This is a genomic window from Stutzerimonas stutzeri (genome assembly GCF_024448895.1).
GTDB classification, from domain to species: Bacteria; Pseudomonadota; Gammaproteobacteria; order Pseudomonadales; family Pseudomonadaceae; genus Stutzerimonas; species Stutzerimonas stutzeri_Q.
The window spans coordinates 86421-110329 of sequence record NZ_JAMOIC010000007.1 but is presented as its reverse complement, the minus strand read 5'-3'; the positions used below and the strand labels follow the sequence as shown (position 1 = coordinate 110329).

General features: G+C 59.0%; 24 protein-coding genes. 9 read left to right on the top strand and 15 right to left on the bottom strand.

All coding sequences use genetic code 11. The features are described 5' to 3' along the window. Positions 1-7: 7 nt before the first annotated feature. Genes NA619_RS10820 through NA619_RS10795 form a run of 6 tightly spaced genes read right to left on the bottom strand, consistent with a single transcriptional unit; the run spans position 8 to position 6771 of the window. Positions 8-1339 carry a DUF58 domain-containing protein gene (locus NA619_RS10820; protein WP_255961874.1) on the bottom strand — a complete coding sequence of 444 codons (1332 nt, stop codon included), beginning with the start codon at positions 1337-1339 and terminating at the stop codon, positions 8-10. Positions 1340-1364: 25 nt separating this feature from the next. Continuing rightward, positions 1365-2390, bottom strand: coding sequence for an AAA family ATPase (locus NA619_RS10815; protein ID WP_255961873.1), 1026 nt, complete (start codon positions 2388-2390; stop codon positions 1365-1367). After that, positions 2387-3556 (bottom strand): DUF4350 domain-containing protein, encoded by a 1170-nt coding sequence (locus tag NA619_RS10810; protein ID WP_255961872.1) that lies wholly within the window; start codon positions 3554-3556, stop codon positions 2387-2389. Before NA619_RS10810 ends, NA619_RS10815 begins: the two co-directional genes overlap by 4 nt. Next, a complete protein-coding gene (locus NA619_RS10805; protein ID WP_255961871.1) occupies positions 3553-5106 on the bottom strand; it encodes a DUF4129 domain-containing protein in 1554 nt (517 codons plus the stop codon). Before NA619_RS10805 ends, NA619_RS10810 begins: the two co-directional genes overlap by 4 nt. Continuing rightward, complete coding sequence (locus NA619_RS10800) at positions 5093-6076, bottom strand: stage II sporulation protein M (RefSeq protein WP_255961870.1); 984 nt, start codon at positions 6074-6076, stop codon at positions 5093-5095. The genes NA619_RS10805 and NA619_RS10800 overlap by 14 nt, the downstream gene beginning before the upstream one ends. Next, the gene (locus NA619_RS10795) at positions 6073-6771 is read right to left on the bottom strand and encodes an RDD family protein (protein WP_255961869.1); all 699 of its coding nucleotides are present in this window, start codon (positions 6769-6771) and stop codon (positions 6073-6075) included. Before NA619_RS10795 ends, NA619_RS10800 begins: the two co-directional genes overlap by 4 nt. Positions 6772-7038: 267 nt before the next feature. Here NA619_RS10795 and sbcB point away from each other — a divergent pair, with 267 nt between their 5' ends. Next, complete coding sequence (gene sbcB / locus NA619_RS10790) at positions 7039-8460, top strand: exodeoxyribonuclease I (RefSeq protein WP_255961868.1); 1422 nt, start codon at positions 7039-7041, stop codon at positions 8458-8460. A gap of 72 nt (positions 8461-8532) precedes the next feature. On the opposite strand, the gene mvaT is transcribed toward sbcB, so the two are convergent. Further along, entirely contained in the window at positions 8533-8910 is a 378-nt protein-coding gene (gene mvaT / locus NA619_RS10785) for a histone-like nucleoid-structuring protein MvaT (protein WP_255961867.1), read from the bottom strand. A gap of 413 nt (positions 8911-9323) precedes the next feature. Between mvaT and purU the strand changes: the two genes are divergently transcribed. From purU to NA619_RS10770, 3 genes are all read left to right on the top strand, one after another. Beyond that, a complete protein-coding gene (purU, locus tag NA619_RS10780) occupies positions 9324-10175 on the top strand; it encodes a formyltetrahydrofolate deformylase (RefSeq protein ID WP_255961866.1) in 852 nt (283 codons plus the stop codon). Positions 10176-10199: 24 nt separating this feature from the next. Further along, complete coding sequence (locus NA619_RS10775) at positions 10200-10400, top strand: hypothetical protein (protein ID WP_255961865.1); 201 nt, start codon at positions 10200-10202, stop codon at positions 10398-10400. 70 nt (positions 10401-10470) lie between these two features. Next, on the top strand, positions 10471-11937 hold the full coding sequence (locus NA619_RS10770; RefSeq protein WP_255961864.1) for a helicase HerA-like domain-containing protein: 1467 nt from the start codon (positions 10471-10473) through the stop codon (positions 11935-11937). Between the two features lie 78 nt (positions 11938-12015). Here the strand turns inward: NA619_RS10770 and NA619_RS10765 are convergent, their stop codons facing one another. The 4 genes from NA619_RS10765 to yaaA form a co-directional block, all read right to left on the bottom strand. Further along, entirely contained in the window at positions 12016-12225 is a 210-nt protein-coding gene (locus NA619_RS10765) for a hypothetical protein (protein ID WP_255961863.1), read from the bottom strand. A 388-nt stretch (positions 12226-12613) separates the two neighbouring features. Then, positions 12614-14056 carry a mannose-1-phosphate guanylyltransferase/mannose-6-phosphate isomerase gene (locus NA619_RS10760; RefSeq protein WP_255961862.1) on the bottom strand — a complete coding sequence of 481 codons (1443 nt, stop codon included), beginning with the start codon at positions 14054-14056 and terminating at the stop codon, positions 12614-12616. A gap of 96 nt (positions 14057-14152) precedes the next feature. Next, positions 14153-14449 carry a hypothetical protein gene (locus tag NA619_RS10755; protein ID WP_255961861.1) on the bottom strand — a complete coding sequence of 99 codons (297 nt, stop codon included), beginning with the start codon at positions 14447-14449 and terminating at the stop codon, positions 14153-14155. Positions 14450-14763: 314 nt separating this feature from the next. Then, a complete protein-coding gene (gene yaaA / locus NA619_RS10750; protein ID WP_255961860.1) occupies positions 14764-15540 on the bottom strand; it encodes a peroxide stress protein YaaA in 777 nt (258 codons plus the stop codon). Between the two features lie 722 nt (positions 15541-16262). Here yaaA and NA619_RS10745 point away from each other — a divergent pair. The 4 genes from NA619_RS10745 (at position 16263) to moaE (ending at position 18905) form a co-directional block, all read left to right on the top strand. Further along, positions 16263-17651: a PhoH family protein gene (locus NA619_RS10745; protein WP_255961859.1), complete on the top strand. Its 1389-nt coding sequence runs from the start codon at positions 16263-16265 to the stop codon at positions 17649-17651. 72 nt (positions 17652-17723) lie between these two features. Next, entirely contained in the window at positions 17724-18194 is a 471-nt protein-coding gene (moaC, locus tag NA619_RS10740) for a cyclic pyranopterin monophosphate synthase MoaC (protein ID WP_255961858.1), read from the top strand. Then, a complete protein-coding gene (gene moaD, locus NA619_RS10735; protein WP_255961857.1) occupies positions 18191-18439 on the top strand; it encodes a molybdopterin converting factor subunit 1 in 249 nt (82 codons plus the stop codon). Before moaC ends, moaD begins: the two co-directional genes overlap by 4 nt. Position 18440: 1 nt before the next feature. Continuing rightward, positions 18441-18905 (top strand): molybdopterin synthase catalytic subunit MoaE, encoded by a 465-nt coding sequence (gene moaE, locus NA619_RS10730; RefSeq protein WP_255961856.1) that lies wholly within the window; start codon positions 18441-18443, stop codon positions 18903-18905. Here moaE and NA619_RS10725 read toward each other — a convergent pair. The 4 genes from NA619_RS10725 to NA619_RS10710 form a co-directional block, all read right to left on the bottom strand. Next, complete coding sequence (locus NA619_RS10725) at positions 18902-19066, bottom strand: hypothetical protein (RefSeq protein WP_255961855.1); 165 nt, start codon at positions 19064-19066, stop codon at positions 18902-18904. The two genes, moaE and NA619_RS10725, sit on opposite strands and share 4 nt — an antisense overlap. A gap of 148 nt (positions 19067-19214) precedes the next feature. Next, positions 19215-20630 carry an ATP-dependent RNA helicase RhlB gene (gene rhlB / locus NA619_RS10720; protein ID WP_255961854.1) on the bottom strand — a complete coding sequence of 472 codons (1416 nt, stop codon included), beginning with the start codon at positions 20628-20630 and terminating at the stop codon, positions 19215-19217. Positions 20631-20729: 99 nt separating this feature from the next. Then, a complete protein-coding gene (locus tag NA619_RS10715; protein ID WP_255961853.1) occupies positions 20730-21665 on the bottom strand; it encodes a GGDEF domain-containing protein in 936 nt (311 codons plus the stop codon). Positions 21666-21877: 212 nt separating this feature from the next. Further along, entirely contained in the window at positions 21878-22534 is a 657-nt protein-coding gene (locus tag NA619_RS10710; protein WP_255961852.1) for an alpha/beta hydrolase, read from the bottom strand. 346 nt (positions 22535-22880) lie between these two features. On the opposite strand from NA619_RS10710, the gene NA619_RS10705 reads away from it, so the two are divergent. Continuing rightward, entirely contained in the window at positions 22881-23909 is a 1029-nt protein-coding gene (locus NA619_RS10705) for an amino acid ABC transporter substrate-binding protein (RefSeq protein ID WP_255961851.1), read from the top strand.

Here is a 23909-nt window from a genome sequence, read left to right as displayed (position 1 = left end):
GTAATCGCTAGAACATTCCGGCTTTCTTCCATGCCAGGTAACGACTGATCAATGCCGGCCCCAGATCCTGGGGTCGAGCATCGAGTACCGGCACGCCATGGGCCTGCAGCCTATCGTGCAGACGGCCGCGCGCATTCAGATAGTCCATGGTTCCACAATAGGCCAGCGCGTCTTCGAAGCTGCTCAGCGGCCGCTCGCGCAGACCGTCGAGCACGGACTCGCGCAGACTCACCACCAGCACGCGGTGGCGTTTGGAGAGGTGGCGCACGGCGCCGAGGAGGTCATCGTCATCCTCGTCGCGCAGGTTGCTGAGGATGATCACAAGGGCCCGACGCTTCTGCTTTTTCAGCACATCGACTGCGGCCAGCATGAAATCAGCGGGCTGGCGCGTGTTGATCAGATCGTAGGCGCCATGGAGCAAGGCATTGAGTTGCGACTGTCCCTTTGCCGGCGCCAGGAAGCGTTTCTGCTCGGTTGCGAAGGTGTACAGGCCCAGCGCATCGCCTTGGCGCAGGGCCGCATAAGCCAGCAGCAGGCTGGCGTTGAGCGCATGATCGAAGTGCGAGTAAGTGCCGTCTTGGCTGCGCATGCGCCGGCCGCAGTCGAGCATCAGCAAGATCTGCTGATCGCGGTCGTCCTGATACTCCCGCGCAATGGGCACGCGCTTGCGCGCGGTGGCCTTCCAGTCGATCTGGCGAAGGGTGTCGCCTTCGCGAAATTCGCGAAGCTGGTGGAAATCCATTCCCAACCCGCGGCGCGGTTGCTGCCGGACGCCGAGGCGGCTCAGCCAGCTGTCCACTGCCATGAGCGGCGCGCCGTGCAGACGAGTGAAGTCAGGAAACACGCGTGTTTGCGATCCCAGCGGCAGCAGGCGACGCTGGCGCCATAACCCCAGTGGGCTGTGAAGCCGGACCTCACAGTTGTCGAAAAGAAAATGGCCTCGCTGAGCGGGGCATAGCCGGTAGCCGATCTCGCAGCGTTGGCCGGGCGGGAGGGTCACACGCTGCGGCAAATGCTGGAATGCCATGCCAGCCGGCACATGGTCGAAGATTTCCATCTGCAGCGGATCAGCTGTCGCGGCCCATAGCTGAAGCTTCACCTCTTGCCAGCGCCAGAGCGCCAGATGGCCCGGGAGGGTGCGTTGCAGCATTGGCGAATGCTGTCGCCGAAGGCGCCACGCGTCGAGGATCGCCACAACACCGGTACACACCAGTAAGCCCCACCAGGCGGTGGTAGCAATGGCGGGTGAGGCCCGGTCCACGGCTGACAGCAGGCCCAGCGGCAGCGCAAGGGCAAACAGCACCAGAAGCCCATAGACCAGGCGGCGGGATGGGCTCATCACAAAGCCCTCGAGGCGTATCGGCTCACAGTCGCGGCGCCGCCACCTGGTCGAGCAGTTGGCGCAACAGCTGGTCCACTGAAACGCCTTCGATATCCGTCTCGGGCGACAGCCTGACCCGATGCCTGAGCACGGCTACCGCGCAGCCTTTCACATCGTCCGGGGTCGCGAATGTCCCGCCACGCAACAGTGCGCGTGCACGTGCGCAGCGAACCAGCGCGATGGAGGCTCGTGGGCCCGCGCCAAGGGCCAGCCCCGGCCAGTCGCGCGTCGCGCGTGCAATGCGTACCGCGTAGTCGAGCACTTGATCGTCGAGGGGCACATCACTGGCAATTTTCTGCAGGGCCTGGACGTCCTTTGCTTGCAGCAAAACCCGAAGGCCGCTGACGTCCAGAATGTCGGTGCGCGCGGAGCGAGTGACCTGGCGGACCAGCTCCAGCTCCTCTTCGGCCAGCGGGTAATCCATGCGCAGCATCAGCATGAAGCGATCCAGCTCGGCTTCCGGCAGTGGGTACGTACCTTCCTGTTCGATGGGGTTTTGGGTGGCCATTACCAGGAAGGGTTGTGGTGCGGCCAGTGCGCGGCCCTCTAGCGTAACCTGCCGCTCCTGCATGACTTCCAGCAGCGCCGCCTGGGTCTTCGCCGGCGCTCGGTTGATCTCGTCAGCCAGCAGCAGGTTGGTAAACACCGGCCCTTTGCGCAGGTTGAACTGCTCGGTGGCCATGTCGTATACGGCGTGACCGGTGATGTCGCTCGGCATCAGGTCAGGGGTGAACTGGATCCGCGAGAACTCTCCGCCAAAGCAGCGCGCCAGGGCACGAACCAGCAAGGTCTTGCCCAGTCCCGGAACACCTTCGACCAGTACATGTCCGCCTGCGATCAGAGCGGTGAGAACACCATCAACGACCTCCTGCTGGCCGATGACGGCCTTGTGCAGCTCCAGGCGTAACGCCTGTGCCAGCTGACTGGCGCGTTGAAGCTGAATGCTTGCATTGGCGGCAGGCGAGGTACCGGTTGCGGCCTGGTTCGGTTCGCTTGTGGCTTCACTCATAGAGAATTCCTGAGGGTTTGCAGATGGGCAACCTGTGAGGTGAATTCGGCAACGCTGACCGGCTTGGCAGGTGGCGGTCGCATAGCATGGTCGATGGTTTCAAAGGGCAGGCTGCAGAATGTCGCCAACACCCGGCACTGTTGCTCGCGCGCCAACGTTTCGAAACCCGCATGTCGGCGCTGCGCCTTGCCCGCAATGTCGCGCTGCAGGCCGGTCAGCAGCTGACCTTGTCCGGCACGGCGATAGAGGAAATCGGCGCTTGCACGAATGTGCTCCTCAAGCTGCCGGCGGCTGCGATCCGCGCTGTCGATTAGCGGGCCCTGTCGGTGTGACAGATGCCAGAGCGTGAACGCCAGAGCCAGCAGCAGAGCCACGAGCGCTTCGGGAAAGTGGCGTAGCAGCTGTTCGGCCAGACTGTCATGGCCGGTGCGATAGACGAAGGTGACCTCGCGGTCCTGGGTCAGGTACCAGAGCAGCCAGGCATGATCGTATTGACCTATCCGGTCGTTCTGCCATATCCAGCTATCGGTCAATGCAGTGATCAGCCCTGCGCCATGCTGCAATTGCAGCATGTGTGTCGCACCCTGACTGTTGGCCCAGGCGTGGGCCTTCTTGTCCGCATCGTAGAGGTGAAAGCCCGTATCGAACGCGAGATAGGCGGGTGCGTCTTCGTTCTCGAGGTACAGCCGGGTCAGTTCGACGCCCTTGTCCGCGCCAGGCAGCTCCCTGGCTGGTTCAGCAGATTCTTCTCCCGCCGTCTCGTACTGTTGCAAGCCAAGAGCATCGAGTAACAGATCGCCGCTGCTTGCTGCGCGCTCGTCCCAGATACGCTCTGCTACGAACACCAGATGGCCGCCTTGCGCGACCCATTCGAGCAGCTGTTCCGTTTGCTTCGAGGTCATCTCCCCGCGTTCGCCCAGCAATAGCAGAATCTGCTTTTCAGGCTGCAACTCGGCCAGTGTGGCCAGGCTTTCGGCGCGAATGATCGTGCGCTGCTGCTTAGCGAGAAATTGCTCTGCTGCCAGATAGGGCGCGCTGCGCACCTGTGGTGCCGGGCCGTGCTTGATGACTTCCTGGTACGAGGTCGCCCTGCTTGCGGCATACGCGAGCAGTGCTGCGAGCAGTACGGCGACCAGTAACAGGCACGCGATGCGACGGCGACTCACTGTAACGCTCCTGCGCCGAAGATGGCTCGCCACTGACCGCACAACTGATCCTTTGTCGAGATGGGTGGAACCTGATGTCCATAGGCGAGATTCAACCAGTGCTCGGTGAGCGTCTGCGCATAGGCGAGGAGTGCCGGATGATCATGCTGGCGCAACAGTTCCAGGATCTCTCCTTCGGTATGGGCCGTTCTCAGAGGCAATTTATGGTCATGCAGCAGATGGCTGAGCAGGGCTCGGTAGAGCAGGCCGAGCGCCTTGCGCGGACTGTCCAGCCATAGCCGCTCGGCTTCACTCGCGACGTCCCGGGGCAGGCTTTCCGGCTGCACTTCAAGCCCGAACAACACAGCTGGTGTGCGCTGGCGCGTTTTGCCAGCGACGCGAAATCGCGGCGCATGCAGCCTTAGCCAGTCTCGGTAGCGCCAGATGGTGTAAGCCGTCAGACCGAACAATGCGGCCCACAGGAGCGCCTCGATACCCGCTGCGAGGTGGCTGATGCTGCGCTGCAGGCTGCCTGCGCCGAGTAAGGAGTCGAGTAGTCGAGCCAACCAGCCAGGTTCGGCGTCCGTCTGTTCATCGCCGAAGCGCCAGCGGGTCACTGTCTCCTGGTTTCTGAAAGGCGGCTGATCGAGCAACTGGGAAATCTGTTCTTGTGCCGCCGTGCTGGTCAGGGGTTGATTGAGCAGACGTTCGCTTTCGGCGCCCGGGACAGTTGTCGTGTGTTCGCCCTCCGGGGCAGCTTCGACGTCCATCACAAACGGATTCAGTATCAAACCTAAGGCGAGCACCAGTGCGGGCAGCAAGGGTGTGAGTCTCTGTAGCAGTCGGCGGAAACTCAGTTCGATATCCCAGGCCTCGAGTATCGTCCGCCGGTTCAGGTAAAGGCTGAAACCGCTGGCAACGTAGATCGGCTCCCAGATCATCAGCACCAGCACGTACAACAGGTTGGTCAAGTGTTCGAACCAGAGCCAGTTGCCGTCCAGCTCCAGCAGGTCCCGCCAGGTCCAGTCCGCCAGCAGCTGTTGCGGAATAAGTATATAAAGCAGCGCGATCGCACCCAGCCAGAGACCACTTTCCAGATGCGCGCCGACGATGGTGAGCCAGCGTGCAGGGCCGCTGTCACGTTGCCTTAGCACTGTCAGGCGTTGCTGCCTGGTTGAGCCTGAAAGGCCTTCGAGCTGCACGACTGGCAGGTCAAAGCTTCGGGTCAGGCTGAAGCGCCGCCAGGTCATGCTGGAAAACCACTGCGGGCGCAGCACGCCCGGCAATGCCCTGAAGCTAGCGTGCAGAGTTGGGGTATCGCCGAACAGTGAACGGGAAAGAATGTATAGCGGCAATCGCTCGTATAGCGGCTTGCACCACCAGAACAGCAGCAGGGACAGGGTCGGGTGTTGCCAAAGCAACAGGCTGATCAGCACGAATACCGGCAGGGTCAGCAGTGCCCAGCTGAGCATCAACAATTTGGCGTGCCGCCGCGCCAGCAGGATGCCCAGATCCAGGGCCTCCCAGGCGCTGCGCGGGCGGATCGCCATGGTCGCGTCATTCAGCTGCATGGTTACTCCTGCCGCTCAAGAGCAGGTACAGGCCCACCAGCAGCCAAAGGAATGCGCCCACCGCGTACTTAATCAGCGCCGACGGGTAAGTCATCGACGACCAATAAGCTTCGACGAATGCAGCAATCAGGAGCATCAGTGCGGCGCCGGCGATCAGCCGTACGGCGCGGGCGGCGGCCAGCCGAAGGGCTTCACCACGCCTGAGCCGACCCGGCGCGATGAGCGCGCCGCCCAGCTTCAACCCGGCGGCTCCAGCCAGGGTAATCGCTGTCAGCTCGAACGCACCGTGACCAATCACGAACGACCAGAACGGCTGGTCGTAGCCGATTCCGGTCAGATGGCCTGCGATTGCACCGATGATCAACCCATTGAACAGGAGATAGAAGACGCTGCCGACTCCAAACAACAGCCCACCGGCAAAGGTCTGAAACGCGATGCCGATGTTATGCATGACGTAGTAGCCGAACATCATCCAGTCATCGCTCGAACCACGCTCGCCGAAGCGGCCAAGCCGGCTGGCGTCGGGGTCGTACATCGCTTCCATCTGTGCAACCTGATCCGGGCTGACCAAGCTGTAGATGAGATCAGGGAAGATCAAGACCAGAACAGTCATTCCCAGAAGGCTGCCATAGAACAGCAGGCTGGCCGCGGCGAGGTAGCGCCATTCCTGCCGGATCAATCTTCCGGACCCGCCCAGAATGAAACCCAGCAGTCGCCCCAACAGCGGGCTGCGGTGACGATAGAGTTGCTGGTGCCCGCGCTGTGCCAGCAGCTGCAAATCATCGCTGAGGCGTGTGCCGTATCCACGAGCCTGAGCCAGCGCGAGCTGCTGGCAAATACGTCGATAGGCTGCGGGGAACGCCGCGACGGAAGCCGCTGGGGGCTTCTTGCCTCGTTCGAGCGCATCGAGGGTTTTGGCGAACGCCTCCCATTCGGTCTGGTGCTGATGTTGGAACTGGCTCTGTTTCATGGCGGGCCTACCAGGCCGCGGGCGATGCCATGGAGCTGCGCTTCGGCTAGCGCGGGCGTAGTCCCCAGGGGAGCAGCGAGGATTCCTGCAAGCTCCTGTCTGCGCGCAGGGGACAAGCTTTCCTGCCGCTCCGCAAAGCTGATCACCGCGTGTTGCTCGGTCAGTTCGAGTGGGAAGGGTGCGGCGATGGCCTCGACCGTCGGAAGCGCCGCTTTGCTGCCGCCTCGCTCGCGATAGACCACCAGCGTGCCGGCGGCCAGATCGCCGAGTCGTTTGAATGACGGGTGCCAGAGGCAGCAAATCGCCCCGAGAAAGTAGCCGAAGGGCAGTATGTCGACGAACCGCAGCAGGTTGCGCGTGAGCGATGACGCCCAGCCGACTGGCGTGCCGTCGTCATGAACCACCTTCAGCCCCAGCCAGTGCTTGCCTGGCGTTCTACCGTCGTTCAGCACTTCGAACAGCACCATGTACCACCATTGCACGACAAACAGCAGCAGGGAACCGGCTCCCATGCCGAACTGGCCCAGCGAGGCCAGACCCAACCCCAGCGTGGCCAGCAAGGCCAGGCGTATCACCAGATCCAGGGCAAACGCTAATGCCCGGGGCACCAGGCCGGCCGGGCGCAGCAGCAGGTCGATGCCTTCTGGCGTTTCAACTCTGTGTGTGTTGTCCAGAGATGCGGAGACGGGCGGCAATGGTTGTGCTCGATGACGGATTACAGTGGGATGATCGCGCGGTATGGCCGGCCGATTGATGCACAGGAGCATGACCGGCAGAAGCCGCTATGAAACCACCTAATTGTCTGATTCGGCCAGCGTCTGTGCGCGGTTTTGAGCCGGGCGGCAAGTTGCTGCGCATTGAGTCGACGCGCCCGTGCGTCTGGCGCACCTCGTCAATCGTGGCGCAATCGTCAACTGCTCAAGCGCGCTAGACTGCGCCCGAACAATGAGAGGGAGGCTCCCGTGACATCCAGCATCTTCTGGTACGACTTCGAAACCACAGGCATTTCTCCGCGTTGTGACCGCCCGCTGCAGGTCGCCGGTATCCGCACTAACGAGGCGCTGGAGGAGATCGGTGAGCCGCTGAACATCTATTGCCGTCTGAGCGATGACATCCTGCCGCACCCTGCGGCCTGTCTGGTGACCGGTATCACCCCGCGTATCCTTGCCGAGAAGGGCCTTCCTGAAGCTGAGTTCGTTGCACGACTGCATCGGGAGCTGGCGCAGCCGGGCACCTGCAGCGCTGGCTACAACACCCTGCGCTTCGACGACGAGGTATTGCGCTACACCCTGTACCGAAATTTCCATGATCCCTATGGGCGCGAATGGCAGGGCGGAAACAGCCGTTGGGATCTGATCGACCTGGTTCGCACCGCTTATGCGTTGCGACCTGAAGGGCTCAACTGGCCCGAGGAGGACGGACGCGTCTCGCTGAAGCTCGAGCGTCTGAGTGCAGTCAATGGGCTTGAGCATCTGCAGGCGCACGATGCCTTATCAGACGTTCGAGCAACCATTGGCCTGGCGCGGTTGATTCGCGACCGCCAGCCGAGACTCTATGACTACCTGTATAAACTGCGGCGCAAGAATGCAGTCATCGAGCAGATCCAGCTGCTCAAGCCCATGGTGCATATTTCCGGTCGCTTCTCTGCTGCGCGACATTATCTTTCGGTGGTGCTGCCGCTGGCCTGGCACCCGCGCAATCGCAACGCTCTGATTGTTTGTGACCTCAACGCCGAATGCTCTCCGCTGTGGGAGGAAACCAGCGAGGATATTCGTGAGCGGCTGTATACCCGGCGGGAAGACCTGGGCGAGAAACTTCCGATTCCATTGAAGTTGGTGCACATCAATCGATGCCCGGTGATGGTGCCCATGAATGTCTTGCGCGAATCGGATGTAGAGCGGTTGGGCCTCGACCTGAAATGTTGCGAGTCAAGGGCTCGGGATCTGCGCGACCGTTTACCGGAATGGAGCTCAAAGCTCGCCGATATCTATGAGGAACAGGCATTCGCGGGACTGTCGGATCCTGAGCAACAGCTGTACGAAGGCTTTCTTGGCGACCGCGATCGTCGGCTCTGTGAACAGGTACGTGATAGCGATGGAAGTTCGGCTGAAGTACCGCCATTTGATGATCCGCGATTACCGGAACTGCATTTTCGTTATCGCGCGCGTAATTTCCCCGAGTCGCTCACCTCAACGGAAAAACTGCGATGGGAGACGTTCTGCCAGCAACGCTTGACCCTTCCAGAATTCGGCGCACCGAATACATTGCAGCAATTCGAAGCTGCTCTGCAGGCTTTACAGCCCTCAGCAAGCCTGGATCAGCAAGTCTTGCTGCAGCAGTGGGCGGTGCATGCCAATGTCATGCGTGAGCGCTACATCCGCTGAACAATGTTTCAGGCACAAAAAAGCCATCTGGCTTCGTTAGAAGCGTAGATGGCTTGGATGCAGCGAAGGTATTTAGCCGAGCAGAGTAGCCCAGCCTTCAACTTCGTCAGAGCCCCACTGAGCTTTCCATTCCTTCAGCGTCTTGTGATTGCCGCCTTTGGTTTCAATAACTTCGCCATTGTGCGGGTTCTTGTATTGCTTGACGCGGCGGGCCCGCTTGGTTGCAGTTGGCGTCTTGGTGGTGCGCTGTGTCTTGCTGTTCCGGGCATCTGGGTCGAGCAGGGCGATGATGTCGCGCAGCGACTTCTGATATTCGCCCATGAGTTCGCGCAGCTTACCTTCGAACTCAAGCTCCTTTTTCAGCTTGTCGTCTGCCGAAAGAGACTTCAGGCGTTCCTGGAGTTCCTTGATAGCTTCTTCTGTGGCGCGGTATTCATTGATCAGCGACATGTCACTTCCTTGGTATAGGTTTGAACGCAAGTGCTGGCAATCATAGACAGCTGCAATGCACAAGTAAATATAGCGATGAATAAAGATGCTATCCGGAACGCGCACTTATTACTGTGCGCCCGTTAGTTCAATGACTTGCTGGTTCGCTTCGCCAAGAAACTTGCGTTTGTGGGTTGTCATCAAATATTTCCGGAAACCACAGAGCGTCGTAATAAACGGGCCGTGATGGGCATTTAGTAAATGCGGATTGGCCGTTGCAACAGTTATTAAAAACCCTCCCTGAAGTCCATGCGGCGACTGTGGGGATGCGTAAACGCCGTGCCGGTAAGCCCATGACGTAGCGCCAATCATCTGGTTGCGGTTTTCTTCGCTGCGCTAGAATGCGCGACCTTTTTCATGTCGGAGTTTTGTTCATGCGCACGTTCAGGCTGGTCATTGCCTGCCCCGATGGCGTTGGCATTGTTGCCAAGGTCAGTAATTTCCTCGCCACCTACAATGGCTGGATCACGGAAGCCAACCATCATTCGGATCATCAGAGTGGCTGGTTTTTCATGCGCCATGAGATTCGAGCCGACTCGCTGCCTTTTGATCTAGAAGGCTTCCGTCAGGCCTTCTCACCGATTGCACGCGAATTCTCCATGGAATGGCGAATTACCGACTCTCAGCAGCGCAAGCGCGTCGTGCTGATGGCCAGCAGAGAGTCGCATTGTCTGGCCGATCTTCTGCATCGGTGGCACAGCGGTGAACTGGATTGCGATATTCCCTGCGTGATCTCCAACCACGACGACTTACGCAGCATGGTCGAGTGGCACGGTATTCCCTACTTTCATGTGCCCGTTGAACCCGGGCGTAAGGAAGAGGCATTCGCCGAGGTGTCGCGCCTCGTTCGTGAACAGCAGGCAGATGCGATTGTACTTGCCCGGTATATGCAGATTCTTCCTGCCGAATTATGTGAAGAGTTCGCCCAGCGCGTGATAAACATTCATCACAGTTTTCTGCCTTCCTTCGTTGGCGCCAAGCCCTATCATCAGGCCTCCCTTCGCGGCGTGAAGCTGATCGGTGCAACTTGCCATTACGTGACCGAAGAGTTGGACGCAGGTCCGATCATTGAGCAGGACGTGGTACGCGTCAGTCATCGCGACAGCATCGAGGACATGGTGCGACTGGGCAAGGATGTTGAAAAGATGGTGCTGTCGCGTGGCCTGCGCTATCACTTGGAAGAACGCGTGCTGGTTCATAGCAACAAGACGCTGGTATTCAACTGACCGTCGTTCCGGCGCGGAGGGTGCATGAGCGATCCTTTGGCAAAGTCGAGTGCAACCGCGCCGCCGATCATTGGCAGTGGATGTACGCAACGCTACGATCCCGATCATCTGGGGCCAGAACTCGGTACGGATTTTCCTGGGGCTGATGCGTTATGGAAACTATACCGATCCTCTTTCGATGAAGCGGACCAAACGCCGGACGTACTAATTTCAGCCGACGCCTAATAAAAGTTTTCTTGCAGACCTACGAGCTGACGTTGCCAGTCATCCAGTTCCTAACCCTGGGATCAATTGTATGAGCCAAAGTGATCGTTTTGTTTTGGGTGCGGAGGCGTCTGGCGAGCCGAATACGCATCCGCTCCGGCTGATAAATCGACACGGATTGATTGCGGGTGCGACCGGGACCGGCAAGACGGTAACGCTGCAGCGGCTCGCTGAGGCGTTCAGCGATGCGGGAGTCGCGGTTTTTGCAGCCGACATAAAGGGGGATCTTTGTGGGCTGGGTGCTGCCGGTGCGCCGCAGGGAAAGATTGCCGAGCGTATCGCCAGCATGCCCTGGCTGGAACACAAGCCGCAGGCGTATCCGGTGACGCTTTGGGACGTCCAGGGTCAGTCCGGCCATCCTTTGCGCACAACACTGACCGAGATGGGGCCGCTCCTGCTGGGAAGCTTGCTTGAGCTGACCGACAGTCAGCAGGCCGCGCTTTATGCAGCGTTCAAGGTGGCTGATCGCGAAGGTCTGCTGCTGCTTGATCTGAAGGATCTCAAGGCGCTGCTGAGTTATCTCAAGCAGAATCCACAGGCGCTGGGGGATGATCAGGCGTTGTTGACCAGTGCGTCGACCCAGGCGCTGCTGCGTCGCCTGGCTACGCTTGAGCAGCAAGGCGCCGAGGCCCTGTTCGGGGAGCCTGCGCTAGCGCTGGAGGATATCTTGCAACCGGCCGCTGACGGACGTGGCCGCATTCATCTGCTGGACGCCAGTCAGCTCGTGCATCAGGCACCCAAGGTCTACGCGACCTTCCTGTTGTGGTTATTGGCCGAGTTGTTCGAGCAATTGCCCGAACGCGGCGATGCGGATCGCCCACTGCTGGCCCTGTTTTTTGATGAGGCGCATCTGCTGTTCGGCGACACGCCGAAAGCGCTGCAGGAGCGTCTGGTGCAGGTCGTGCGGCTGATTCGTTCGAAAGGTGTAGGCGTCTATTTTGTCACCCAGTCGCCAACTGACCTGCCGGATGAGGTGTTGGCGCAGCTAGGGCTGCGTATCCAGCACGGTCTTAGGGCCTACACGGTGAAAGAGCAAAAGGCCTTGCGTGCAGTGGCTGACGGTTTTCGTGCCAATCCGGCATTCACCACGCTCGATTCCCTGGCGGATCTGGGGATCGGCGAAGCGCTTGTTGGAGGGCTGGAGAACAAAGGCATGCCAGCCGTGGTGCAACGCGTAGCGGTCGCACCGCCGCAGTCCCGGGTTGGGCCGCTAAGTGAGGATGAGCGGCGTGCTTTGATCTCCGCCTCGCCATTGCGTATGCGCTACGACAAGGCAGTCGATCGCGAATCGGCTTACGAGATCCTGCTTGAGCGTGCAGAAAAGGCGGTGGCGGCCGAGCCTGCGGTAAAAAGCGAAAAGACCAGGGCCGAGACCGGCGATGCGTTCGGTGATTTGCTCGGACGCGTGGTCAAGAGCGCTGCGCGTCAGGCTGCGTCACAACTCGGTCGGCAACTGGCGAGAGGGCTGATGGGCTCGTTACTTGGGAAAAGGCGCTGATCTCAATAACGCTGCCCGAAACCACTAATTGCCGAAGCTGGTTGGCAACTTCCTCATCGGGAGAAGCATCGCGCTGCTTCACTCGGATTGTGGTTCTTTCTGCGCTATCTCTTTTTCAATCTTTTCCAGCTCTTTCTTGAATGCCTGATCGTGAATGGTCTGCTTTTTACGCCACGGCTTTCGCTCAGGATCGGGTTGTGCGGCATAGGTGGTTACCTCACCGCCATATACCGTCTTGAAACGATTTGCCTGCTTTTCCAGTTCGGCGCGTAGTTCTTCTTTTGTCACTCTTTATCTTTTCCTGTCTGAACATTCTGGCGTAGCCGCCAGGGGACTAAGGTGTCGCACAGCCGTTCGAGGGCTGGCAGCCTATTTAAAATGGTTGTTTGGCGGCACTGCAAGCGGGCGGAACCGAACGAGCTAATTGAGTAGTTGTATTTCTCAGAACCGGCGGCGCCTCGACAGAGGCTGGTGTCTGCGAATCAACTTGAAGCTGGGTTGGCCCGTGTTGCCGGGCTTTGAGTATCAAATAAAAACAGACGGATGTCTTGTTGTTGTTCTCAGTTATAGCTGGCTGACAGCGCTGGACCCGCAGTTTGCCCCTTCATCTCCAGACTTTCTGCAGCTAATAAAAAACCGCGCCGGAATCGGCGCGGTTCTTAATCACATCGGCAGTTTAGCGAGACTGACTGGCAATGTTGTCAGGCGCGCGGCCGTACACGTCATCCAGTCGCTCGATATCATCTTCACCAAGGTAACTCCCGGACTGAACTTCGATGATTTCCAGCGGGATTTTGCCTGGGTTGGCCAGACGGTGGATCGACGTTACCGGGATATAGGTCGACTGGTTCTCGGTCAGGAGGAAAGTCTTGTCATTGCAGGTAACCTGGGCGGTGCCCGATACAACGATCCAGTGCTCGGCTCGGTGATGGTGCATCTGCAGAGAGAGCTGGGCGCCGGGGTTGACGCAGATGCGCTTGACCTGGAAGCGGCCACCCATGTCGACTGAGTCGTACCAGCCCCACGGGCGGTACACAGCGCAGTGATTCTGGGTCTCGGAGCGCTTCATGGCGTCGAGCTTGTTGACCAGCTTCTTGACGTCCTGAACCTTGTCCTTGTGCGCGATCATGGTCGCGTCCTTGGTCTCGACCACGACGATGTTGTCCAGGCCCACCACTGTTACGAGTTTGCCGTTGCCGTGCACGAGGCAATTGCGGCTGTCTTCGACAATCACATCACCTCTGGTCACGTTGCCGTTCTCGTCTTTTTCCAACACATCCCAGAGAGACGACCAAGAGCCGACATCACTCCAGCCGGCTGACATCGGTACGACGCAGGCCAGCTCGGTCTTTTCCATCACGGCATAGTCAATCGAGTTGTCTGGGCAGCACGCGAATGTGGCCGGGTCGATCAGAACTTCTTCCCCATTCTTGGCGCTGCGCTCAAGGGCAACCCAGCAGGTGTCGTAGATGTCCGGGTCGTGCTTTTTCAACTCTTCCAGGAACACGCTGGCGCGGAACAGGAACATGCCGCTGTTCCAATAGTAGTCACCGGATTCAACGTACTGCTGAGCACGTGCTTCATCAGGCTTTTCAACGAAGTTGGTCACGCGGTTGACGCCATCCGGCAGGCCATTGCGCTGGGTATGGTCGCACTTGATATAGCCGTAACCGGTTTCCGGGCTGGTGGCAGGGATGCCGAACAGGACCATTTCACCATTTTCGGCTGCGTTGGTCGCCAGGGCCAGAGAGCGCTGAAACGCCTTGTGGTCTTCGATCACATGATCCGCTGGCAAAACCAGCAGTAGCTCATCACGCCCATCCTCGATTAGCTTCATTGCCGCAATGGCGATCGCTGGAGCAGTATTGCGGCCGAATGGCTCAAGCATCAGGCCCTGAATGCTCAGCTTACGCGCGGCCAGCTGCTCTTTGACGATGAAGCGGTGCTCCTGATTGCAGACCAGCAGCGGGGGTTGCATGCCTTCGAAGGCCAGCCGCTCGATGGTTTGCTGGAACAGTGTCTGCTCGGCTGTCAGCGCGAGGAACTGCTTGGGAAACGCCTTGCGCGAAAGTGGCCAAAGCCGGGAACCGCTGCCGCCTGAGAGGATGACCGGAATCATGTTGTTTCTCCTGAATCGTTGAGAAGGGGGAAGTTCTTCTTGTCCATTTGGGCGACATGGGCTTCCATGCTCACCATACATTTGCTGGTCGGGCCTTCAGGTGCCGCGCGCCGTCAAGTTTCGTTTTCCAGCAGGAAAACAATCTTCGGGGCGAACTACGTGCTCCGAGCCTGAAATTTGGGGTAATGCCTGATGGTCGTCAGTTGCCGAGTTGAAGGCTGCAGCGCTGATCGCGGTATTGAAATGAGTGCCTGTAAGCCCTCTATCGATCTGGTACAAGCAGACTGGCGTTGATTTCGCACGCGCTTTTTCTGCCTGTTTTTGGCGCGTTCGGCGCTTTACGGTGAATACCGAGGCTGCGCTGATCCGGCTTGTTTGTTCACGATGGGTCATGCCTGGCGACCCTTTAGGTCTGCGCGGGCTGACTCCTTGAAAACCCTGCTCTGAATTCCACTGCACGTTCATGTGCGACGTCCCTTTCCATCTGGAAATGCCGGTACGCGCTTATGATTGCGAGTGGCTTGCGATAGTTCCCCACGTCTATACCGCTGATCGGAGAGTTTTTTACGTTAAGGGAGAGCATCACGTTGCGCCGGAATAATTGTGGGGTGGCGACGGTGAGCGAAGTAAGAATCGTGATCAGCGATTTTAAACTGAGGCCGTTCACCCTCGCCGTGGGAGGCGAGGGCGGTCGGGTGAGCGGGATGTCAGGATTGGGCGTCGCGCAGAAATACGAGATGGTCAGCGAATGAGTCGTCGGCGCTATAGCCATAGCCGTCGTAGTCAAAGCCTTTCAGGTGCTCGGGATCTTCGATGCGCTCCTTGATGACGTAGCGACTCATCAATCCGCGCGCTTTTTTTGCGTAAAAACTGATGATCTTGTACTGGCCATTTTTCATGTCCTTGAAATCGACTTCGATGATGCGTGCGTTCAGCGCTTGGCGCTTCACTGCGCCGAAGTATTCGATCGACGCGAGGTTCAGCAGCACATCGTCGCCTTGGGCGGCCAACGCCTCGTTGAGCCACTGGCTGATGCGCTCGCCCCAGAATGCGTAAAGATCCTTGCCGCGGGGATTGGCGAGTTTGGTGCCCATCTCAAGGCGGTAGGGCTGCATCAGATCCAGCGGCCGCAGCACCCCGTATAGCCCGGAAAGCATGCGCAGGTGCTGCTGAGCGAATTCGAAGTCGTCCTCGCTGAAGTCGCTGGCATTCAACCCGGCATAAACGTCGCCTTTGAAAGCCAGCAGCGCCTGCTTGGCGTTATCGGGGTTGAAGTCCGAGTTCCAGCTGCCGTAACGGGCCACATTCAGGGCAGCAAGCTTGTCGGACAAATGCATCAGCTCGCTGATCTGCTGGGGAGACATGTCGCGCAGTTGGTCGATCAGCTGCTGGCTGTGGTCGAGATGCTCGGGTTGGGTGAAGCGTCGGGTTGGCGGTGGAGTGTCGTAATCCAGGGTCTTGGCCGGGGAAATCACCATCAGCATGCAACGGTCTCCTTTAATGTCTGGGCGATTCTAGGCCGTATCCCTATCCACGCTCCAGCTATGGGCTCGATTAGCCACGCCAGGCGCAAAGGCACGTTGTTCAGATTGAAGAGGAAAAGTACGAATAGCTGATTGCGATCGCTCTAGCTGTCAGTCATCGCACAGGTCGGCACTCGGCTCCAACCCTTGTGGGTGCGTGGGCAGTCAGGCGGACTTAGGATGTGAATCGAGATAGAAGGCAATCTGCAGGTACAGGGCGACGGGGTCATACAGTCCACGATGAAGATTGCGTGGTTTGTCAGCTCTGGCAGTTGGGCGTGTTCATTCGAACTGGCTTGCTCGAACGACCTGGCGCTTGCTGCAAGCCGATGCGAAGGCGTGCTGGTGGGGGATTCGAGCTTATTTTCATGACCGCTGAAATCATTCGCTGCGGCAAAATCGCACAGGTTGATTCCTGAGCCTAGACCTCCGTCTGGCATGAGCCAAGCGCTATTCGTCGTTCTGATAAAAAAACGTCATACGCCTGAAAAAGACTTTTTCCTGTCATCTGTTTTGCGGTATTACCTGAAGCAAGACCGCCGAAACCTGCACTCACAGGTGGCGGCCTCTGGGTGGCCCCAAGCCCCTGCCTCCCAAGTCCGCTCACCTTGCGCACGGTGGTTTTCTCTACGGCGGAGCGCATTCGGCCCTCCGTCGTCCCGGCTCGGAAAAGGTGATCGCGTATGGATGACTACGGCAGACCCCGCGCAACTCAGCCCACCCTCTACGTTCTGGATACGAACGTCCTGATTCACGACCCCAACGCGTTACTGAACTTTCAAGAGCACCAAGTCGCCATCCCAATGACTGTGCTCGAAGAGTTGGATCAACTCAAAGCAGGCAAGCACAGCGTCTCGGCTGAATGTCGGCAGGCGATTCGGCTGATCGACAAGGTGCTGGGTGATGCGACGCCCGAACAGGTTGAGCTTGGCGTGCCGATCCAGCGTGACAAGAGTGGGCCATGTGGCAGCCTCTCGATCCTGATGAGCAAGGGCGCGGACTCCAGCGCGTTGCCGGACGACCTGAACGACAACAAGATCATCAACCAGGTCGTGGACCTGCAACGCCGTACCGCAGGCGTCCCGGTGGTGCTCGTCACCAACGACATCAATATGCGGCTCAAGGCCCGAGCCTGCGGTGTTGCCTCCGAGGATTACCACACCGACAAACTGGTAGACGATGTCGGGCAGCTATCGCGCGGGTATCACAGCCTGAGCGGGTCGTTCTGGGATAGGGTGAGCAAAGTCGACACCCATCAGGGCCACGGCAGGACCTGGCATCGCGTGCAGCTGATCGACAATCTCCCAGCCGTGCATATCAATGAGTTCATTCTCGATGAACAGGGGTTCGTAGGCTGGATCAAGGGCATCAAGGCGGACGAATTGCTGTTGCTGGACATGCATCAGGAACCGTTGCTGCATCAGGAAGCATGGGGGCTCCGGCCGCGGGACATTCATCAGGCGCTGGCACTGTTCGCCTTGCTCGATCCGGACATTCATCTGGTCAACCTCTCGGGCGCTGCGGGCTCAGGCAAGACAATCCTTGCTCTGGCCGCTGCAATCGAGCAGACGGTCGTCAGTAAGCGCTACCGTCGAATCATCGCCACTCGCAGCGTTCAGGGGCTCGATGAGGACATCGGTTTTCTCCCTGGCACCGAGGCCGAGAAAATGGAGCCGTGGCTGGGGGCGATCACAGACAACCTCGAAGCGCTGCACATGGATGATGAGAATACCCACGGCAGCGTCGACTACATCCTGCAAAAGGTGCCGCTGCAGTTCAAATCTCTCAACTACATCCGTGGGCGTAGCTTTCAGCAAAGCCTGATTCTTATCGATGAATGCCAGAACCTGACGCCGCATCAGATGAAAACCATCATTACGCGGGCTGGCAGTGGGTCCAAGGTGGTGTGTCTCGGCAACCTTGCGCAAATCGACACGCCCTATCTTTCAGCGACCAGTTCGGGATTGACCTACCTCACCGAGCGATTCAAGGACTTCCCGCACGGCATGCACATCACCCTTCAAGGGGTGCCGCGTTCGGTGCTGGCTGAGTACGCTGAAGCCCATATGTAATTCCGGTAGGGCAGGGATGCGGTGCGGCCATTGTGTTTACAATGCCGCATCGATATCCGGAGTTGCCCACTTATGCTTACTCACCTCGATGCCCAGGGCCGGGCCAATATGGTCGACGTTACTGCCAAAGCCGTTACGGCACGCGAGGCAGTAGCAGAGGCCAGGATCCACATGCTTCCTGAGACCTTGCAGATGATTCAGCAGGGCGGCCACCCCAAAGGCGACGTTTTCGCGGTCGCCCGCATCGCCGGCATCCAGGCGGCGAAGAAAACCCATGAATTGATACCTCTCTGCCATCCTCTATTGCTGACCAGCATCAAGGTCGACCTCCAGGCGGACGGCGCGGACTGCGTGCGGATCGAAGCCCGCTGCAAACTCGCGGGCCAGACCGGCGTCGAGATGGAGGCGCTGACGGCTGCCAGCGTCGCCGCGCTCACCATCTATGACATGTGCAAGGCAGTCGATAAAGGCATGGTCATTGATGGCGTTCGGCTGCTGGAAAAGCTCGGTGGCAAAAGTGGCCATTGGCAGGTGCCGGCATGATCCGGGTTCAATATTTCGCCCGTTACCGCGAAGCCCTCGGCACCGATTCGGAATCTCTAGAGTGGGATGCGTCTCTGCGGACCCTCGATGATTTACGTGCCCATCTCACGGCGCGCGGTGCCGAGTGGGATGTACTGGCCGAGCAAAACCTGATGTGTGCTCGCAATCAGGAACTTTGCAGCCTGGATGAGCCGCTAGCAGACGGCGATGAGGTGGCGTTCTTTCCTACGGTGACCGGAGGCTGACATGGCAGTGCGTGTCCAACAGGCAGCGTTCGACCCTGGCGTCGAACTCAATGCGCTGCATGCCGCCAATCTAGGTGTTGGTGCGGTGACCGGTTTCGTCGGTTACGTGCGCGATTTCAATGACGGGCACGACGTCGCGGGAATGTTTCTCGAGCATGCGCCGGGCATGACGGAAAAGGCGTTGCAGAAGATCATCGACGAGGCCAGCGAGCGCTGGCCCCTGCTCAAGCTTGAAATCCTGCATCGCGTAGGGAAATTGGGTCCAGGTGAGCCGATCGTGTTCGTTGGAGCTGCCAGCGCGCATCGCGATGCCGCTTTCGATGGCTGTCGATTCGTGATGGATTATCTGAAGACCCGTGCTCCGTTTTGGAAGAAGGAAGACACGCCAGATGGGCCGCGCTGGGTCGAAGGGCGTTGCAGTGATCAGGTCGCCGCCGATCGCTGGAAAGGCAGTGCCGGCGACTAGCTGAAGGTGATCTGCAGTTTATAAAGTAATGTCGACAGCATGAAAACGATGCCCAGGCCAAGCAGGGCAACGCCCCACTTCTGCTCGCGAAAGTTGAAGCCCGCACCCATGAGAATGAAGCTCACGATGATCAGTAGCAACATGGTTTCCAAGCTATCCATGGGCTTGCCCCTGCTGTGAATGTCTTCATTTCACTTTAGATGCTCGTCCTGAGCGCGATGTGACGCAGGTCAGTCTTGCCGCAGTGCCAGGGCATGGCGCAATAAAAAAGGCGAGGCCAGATGCGGCCTCGCCTTGTTTGTTCTTGCGCTAGCGTTTCTGCGGCACGGGTGCAAGTAGTTCGGCGGGGGGCATTTCGCAACTGATCTTGCGCCCCAACAGCGCCTCGATTGCCGGCAGCGCGAAGGAATCATCTTCCCCGGCGAAGCTGATCGATGTGCCACTGGCGCCGGCCCGACCGGTGCGGCCAATGCGGTGCACGTAATCGTCAGGCACTTCTGGGAGCGTGAAATTGATTACGTGGCTGATGCCGTCGACATGGATGCCGCGGCCAGCGACATCGGTGGCGACCATAACGCGGATCTTGCCTTCGCGGAATCCTTCCAGGGCGCGGATACGCTTGTGCTGGGGCACGTCGCCGGACATCTGCACGGCGCTGATCCCGTCTCGAGTCAGGCGCTCTTCGATGCGCCGCACTTCGTCCTTGCGATTGGCGAACACCATTACGCGTGTCCAGTCATTCTGGGTGATGAGGTTGTAGAGCAGCTTGTATTTGTCGCTGCCAGCCACGGCATAGACATGCTGTTCTACGGTGTCGCTTGCGACATTGAGCGCTTCGATCTCGACGATGGCTGGGTCGGTGGTCCATTGCTTGGCCAGGTTCATTACGTCTTCGGTGAAGGTCGCCGAGAACAGCAGTGTCTGGCGTTCGCTCTTAGGCGGTGTCTGGCGGATGATCTGGCGGACCTGCGGGATGAAGCCCATGTCGAGCATGCGATCCGCTTCATCGAGAACCAGCACCTCGACCATGTCCAGGTGCACTTCGCCGCGCTGGTTGAAGTCCAGCAGACGCCCCGGGGTTGCCACCAGAATGTCGCAATAGCGTGATTCGAGTGCCTTGAGCTGCTTGTCGAAGTCCATGCCCCCGACGAAGCTCATTACGTTCAGGCCGGTGTATTTGGTCAGGTTCAGCGCGTCGTTAGCGATCTGCACCACCAGCTCGCGCGTCGGCGCGATGATCAGCGCACGGGGCTCACCCATGTAGCGATCGCCAGGGGGCGGCGTTTGCAGCAGCTGAGTGATGGTCGAGATGAGAAATGCCGCGGTTTTGCCCGTGCCCGTCTGTGCACGGCCAATGGCGTCACGTCCCTTGAGGGTAAAGCCCAATACCTGTGCCTGGATCGGCGTGCAGTACGGAAAGCCGAGCTCGTGAATGGCGTGCATCAGCTCGGGGGCGAGCTTGAAGTCGTGGAACCGTGTTTTGCCTTCAACTGGTTCAACCTGGAAGTCTTCAAGCTTCCAGACCGGTGCGGGAGGGGCGGCAGGTTTGCGGGCGCGCTCTGGCTTAGGCCGGGCAGCTCTTGGAGCAATACCAGACTGCGCTTCAGGCAATTCAGGGCGGGCTGGGCTACTGGGTTCGGTATGAGTAGCGGTGCTGTTATGAGGCTCGGGGGCGGCAGGCTCGTTCGAGCCTTTACCGAAGATCTTCTTGAGTGCTTTGAGCACGGTATTCTCGTCTTTATCTTTAGGTTTGCCCATCAGTGTAATGCAAGACGCACAGCCGGCGAAGACCTGCTCAATGCCGGGTCGGTTCAGCGCGCTGCTTTATCCGCAGACCCGATTTCGACCTTGTTCCTTGGCCTGATACAACGCTTGGTCGGCCTGGTTGATGAGGCTGTCCAGATCATCATTGATTCGCATGGGTGCAACGCCGACGGAAATGGTCACCCCTGGCAGCAAGCCGATCGGTGAATGAAAGGATGCAATGTCCTCCAGGCTCTGGCGCAAGCGCTCGCCTACGTTCCTCGCATCGTCGAGTGCCATCTCGGGTAACAGCACGACGAACTCTTCGCCGCCGTAGCGCACCAGACTGTCGGCCGGGCGAAGCAACTTTCCGAGCGTATTGACCACCATGCACAACGCATGATCCCCCGCAAGGTGGCCGAGCCGGTCGTTGTAATCCTTGAAACGATCCACGTCGAGCATGAGAAGCGAGAGTGGCTGACCGCTTAGTGAGCAGCGTGCACTTTCGCGGCCGTAGATGTGTTCCAGCCAACGGCGATTGAACGAACCAGTCAGCTTGTCGATGTTGGCGTTCTGCTCGCTGTTGATGATCAGCCGGTCGCTAAGGCGAACCCGATGGCAGAGCAGTTCAGCCAGGTTTTGCATCAGTTGTGGCGAGCGGGTCAACAGTTGCATCGAGCGGCGATGCACGCGCAGCAGTGTTGATTGTTCAAGTGCAACCACGAAAGCCGAAGGAGGCAGATCGTCCATGAAGCTGATCTCGCCGGCGCAGTCTCCGGGACCTATTGCCCGAACAGGGTTGCCATCGAGCGTGTCCAGGTGGACTGCGAGTTCACCTTTAAGGAGCAGATAGAGATAACGGTTGTGTTCGAGAGGGGACAGCAGAAGTTCGCCCATTTCGATCTCAAAGGGCTCGAATACTTCCTGCAACAACCGAAGACAGGGTTCATCCACCCGGTCCAACAGCCGCACCCCTTTGAGGTGCTGCATTTCAACCCGCCATTCGGCTAGCTTCATGACTGCAACACCCGGCTGGCTGACTTTCTCGTCATGAGATTGCACGCGTCCGATTACTGGCTAGGTCGGCTTCTTCTGGCCGCGATGCTCGCTACGAAGGCAGGCGCATCGAGTATTAATCTACCCACGCCAAGCGTAGCTGTAATTGCTGGCTGAGACAGGCGCGCGGCGTCACATTTTTCTTTGAATGCGGTCAAGCGCCACGGCCTTTCCTAGCCCAGGCGGTCAGCCAGCCATTGTCCGATATCACGAATCTCATCCGGCACCACTTCGTGGGCCATGGAGTAGTCCTTCCACTGCGCCTGTACCTGGTTCTGTACCAGGCAATCGTAAGCGGCACGACCCATCGCCGGCAGCACCACATCGTCCCGTGAACCATGCAGTACCAGCACCGGCAGGCTTGCCTGTACTGGCGAAAGCTTCAGGTCCGGATTGAATGTCGGTGCATAGGTAGACAGCGCAATCACTCCACCTAGCGGGCCCGGCCAGCGCATGAATGCGGTGTGGTAGACCACGGCGCCCCCTTGGGAGAAGCCAGCCAGGAAAATGCGGGCAGGGTCTATTCCGCTGTCGCGCTGCGCTTCGATCAGGTCGATCACGCTTTGGGCAGAGTGTTCCAATTGCGCCTGATCGATAGCGCGGGCGGGACTCATCGCCAGAATGTCGTACCAGCTCGGCATGGCCCAGCCACCATTGATGGACACGGCTCTCGTTGGCGCCTGGGGTAAGACGAAGCGGGTGGTCAGCAATCGCTTTTGCAGGGCTTCGGCAACGGGGAGGAAGTCGTAGCGGTCAGCGCCCAGGCCATGCAACCAGATGACGCACGCGTCGGCAGTCGTGGCGGGTTCGATGATCAGCGGGTCACTCATGAAAGGCTCCGTTCAGGTGGTGCGCGCTAATTTGGTGCGAGCGCGCAGTGGAAGTGCAGCAAACTGCACCGAGATTACCTGCACCAGCCGCGCGAATGAAGCGCGTGGCCAGAAGCGAGGCGGCTTCAGGATTCTGGTACGGCGCTTGCTTTGGACGATGTATCTGGTGTGTGAACGCGTCTCCAGTACAGCTGAAGACAAAGCACATCAGGGGTGTTGCTGATAACCAAACGGCGGCTAGACTGAGGTCAGTTTCTTCTTCGTCCCCTCGACGGACATCGAGCGGCAGCCTGTGATCCGGGCAGAAGACGCTAACCACAAGAATAAAAGCAAACTGGAGGTTTCGATGATAAGGGTTAAATCCACACTGGCCGTGCTTGGCGCTGCGACATTGTTGGGCACCGGCGGTCTGGCACAGGCGGGGGCGACTCTTGACGCGGTCAAGAGCAAGGGGTTTGTGCAGTGCGGCATCAGCGACGGGTTGCCGGGTTTTTCCTATACCGACGCCAAGGGTGAGTACAAGGGTATCGATGTGGACATCTGCCGCGCGGTCGCGGCGGCAGTTTTCGGCGATGCAGGCAAGGTCAAGTACAGCCCGCTGACTGCAAAGGAGCGCTTCACTGCGTTGCAATCCGGTGAAGTCGACGTGCTTTCGCGTAACACGACCTGGACCAGTTCGCGCGATGCGGCCATGGGCTTGAATTTCACTGGCGTCACCTACTATGACGGCCAAGGCTTTCTGGTGAACAAGTCGGTGGGTGTTTCCAGCGCCAAGGAACTCGACGGCGCTACCGTCTGCATCCAGGCCGGTACGACCACAGAGCTCAATCTCTCCGACTATTTCCGCGCCAACAATCTTAAGTACACCCCGATCACCTATGACACTTCCGATGAAAGCGCCAAGTCGCTGGAGTCGGGTCGTTGCGACGTGCTCACCTCTGACCAGTCCCAGCTCTACGCTCAGCGCATCAAGCTGGCAAAGCCGGACGACTATGTCGTACTCCCAGAGGTCATCTCCAAAGAGCCGCTCGGCCCAGCAGTGCGTCAGGGCGATGAAGAGTGGTTCGACATTGTTCGCTGGTCGTTGCTGGCGATGATCAATGCCGAGGAACTGGGCGTCACCGCGGCAAATGTCGAAGAAACCGCAAAAAGTACAAAGAACCCTGACGTCGCTCGTCTGCTAGGAGCAGAGGGTGAGTACGGCAAGGATCTGAAATTGCCAAAGGACTGGGCGGTGCAGATCGTCAAGCAGGTTGGCAACTACGGTGAAGTGTTCGAGCGCAACATTGGCTCCGGCAGTGAGTTGAAGATCGAACGTGGTCTCAACGCGCTCTGGACCAATGGCGGTCTGCAGTACGCACCTCCGGTGCGTTGA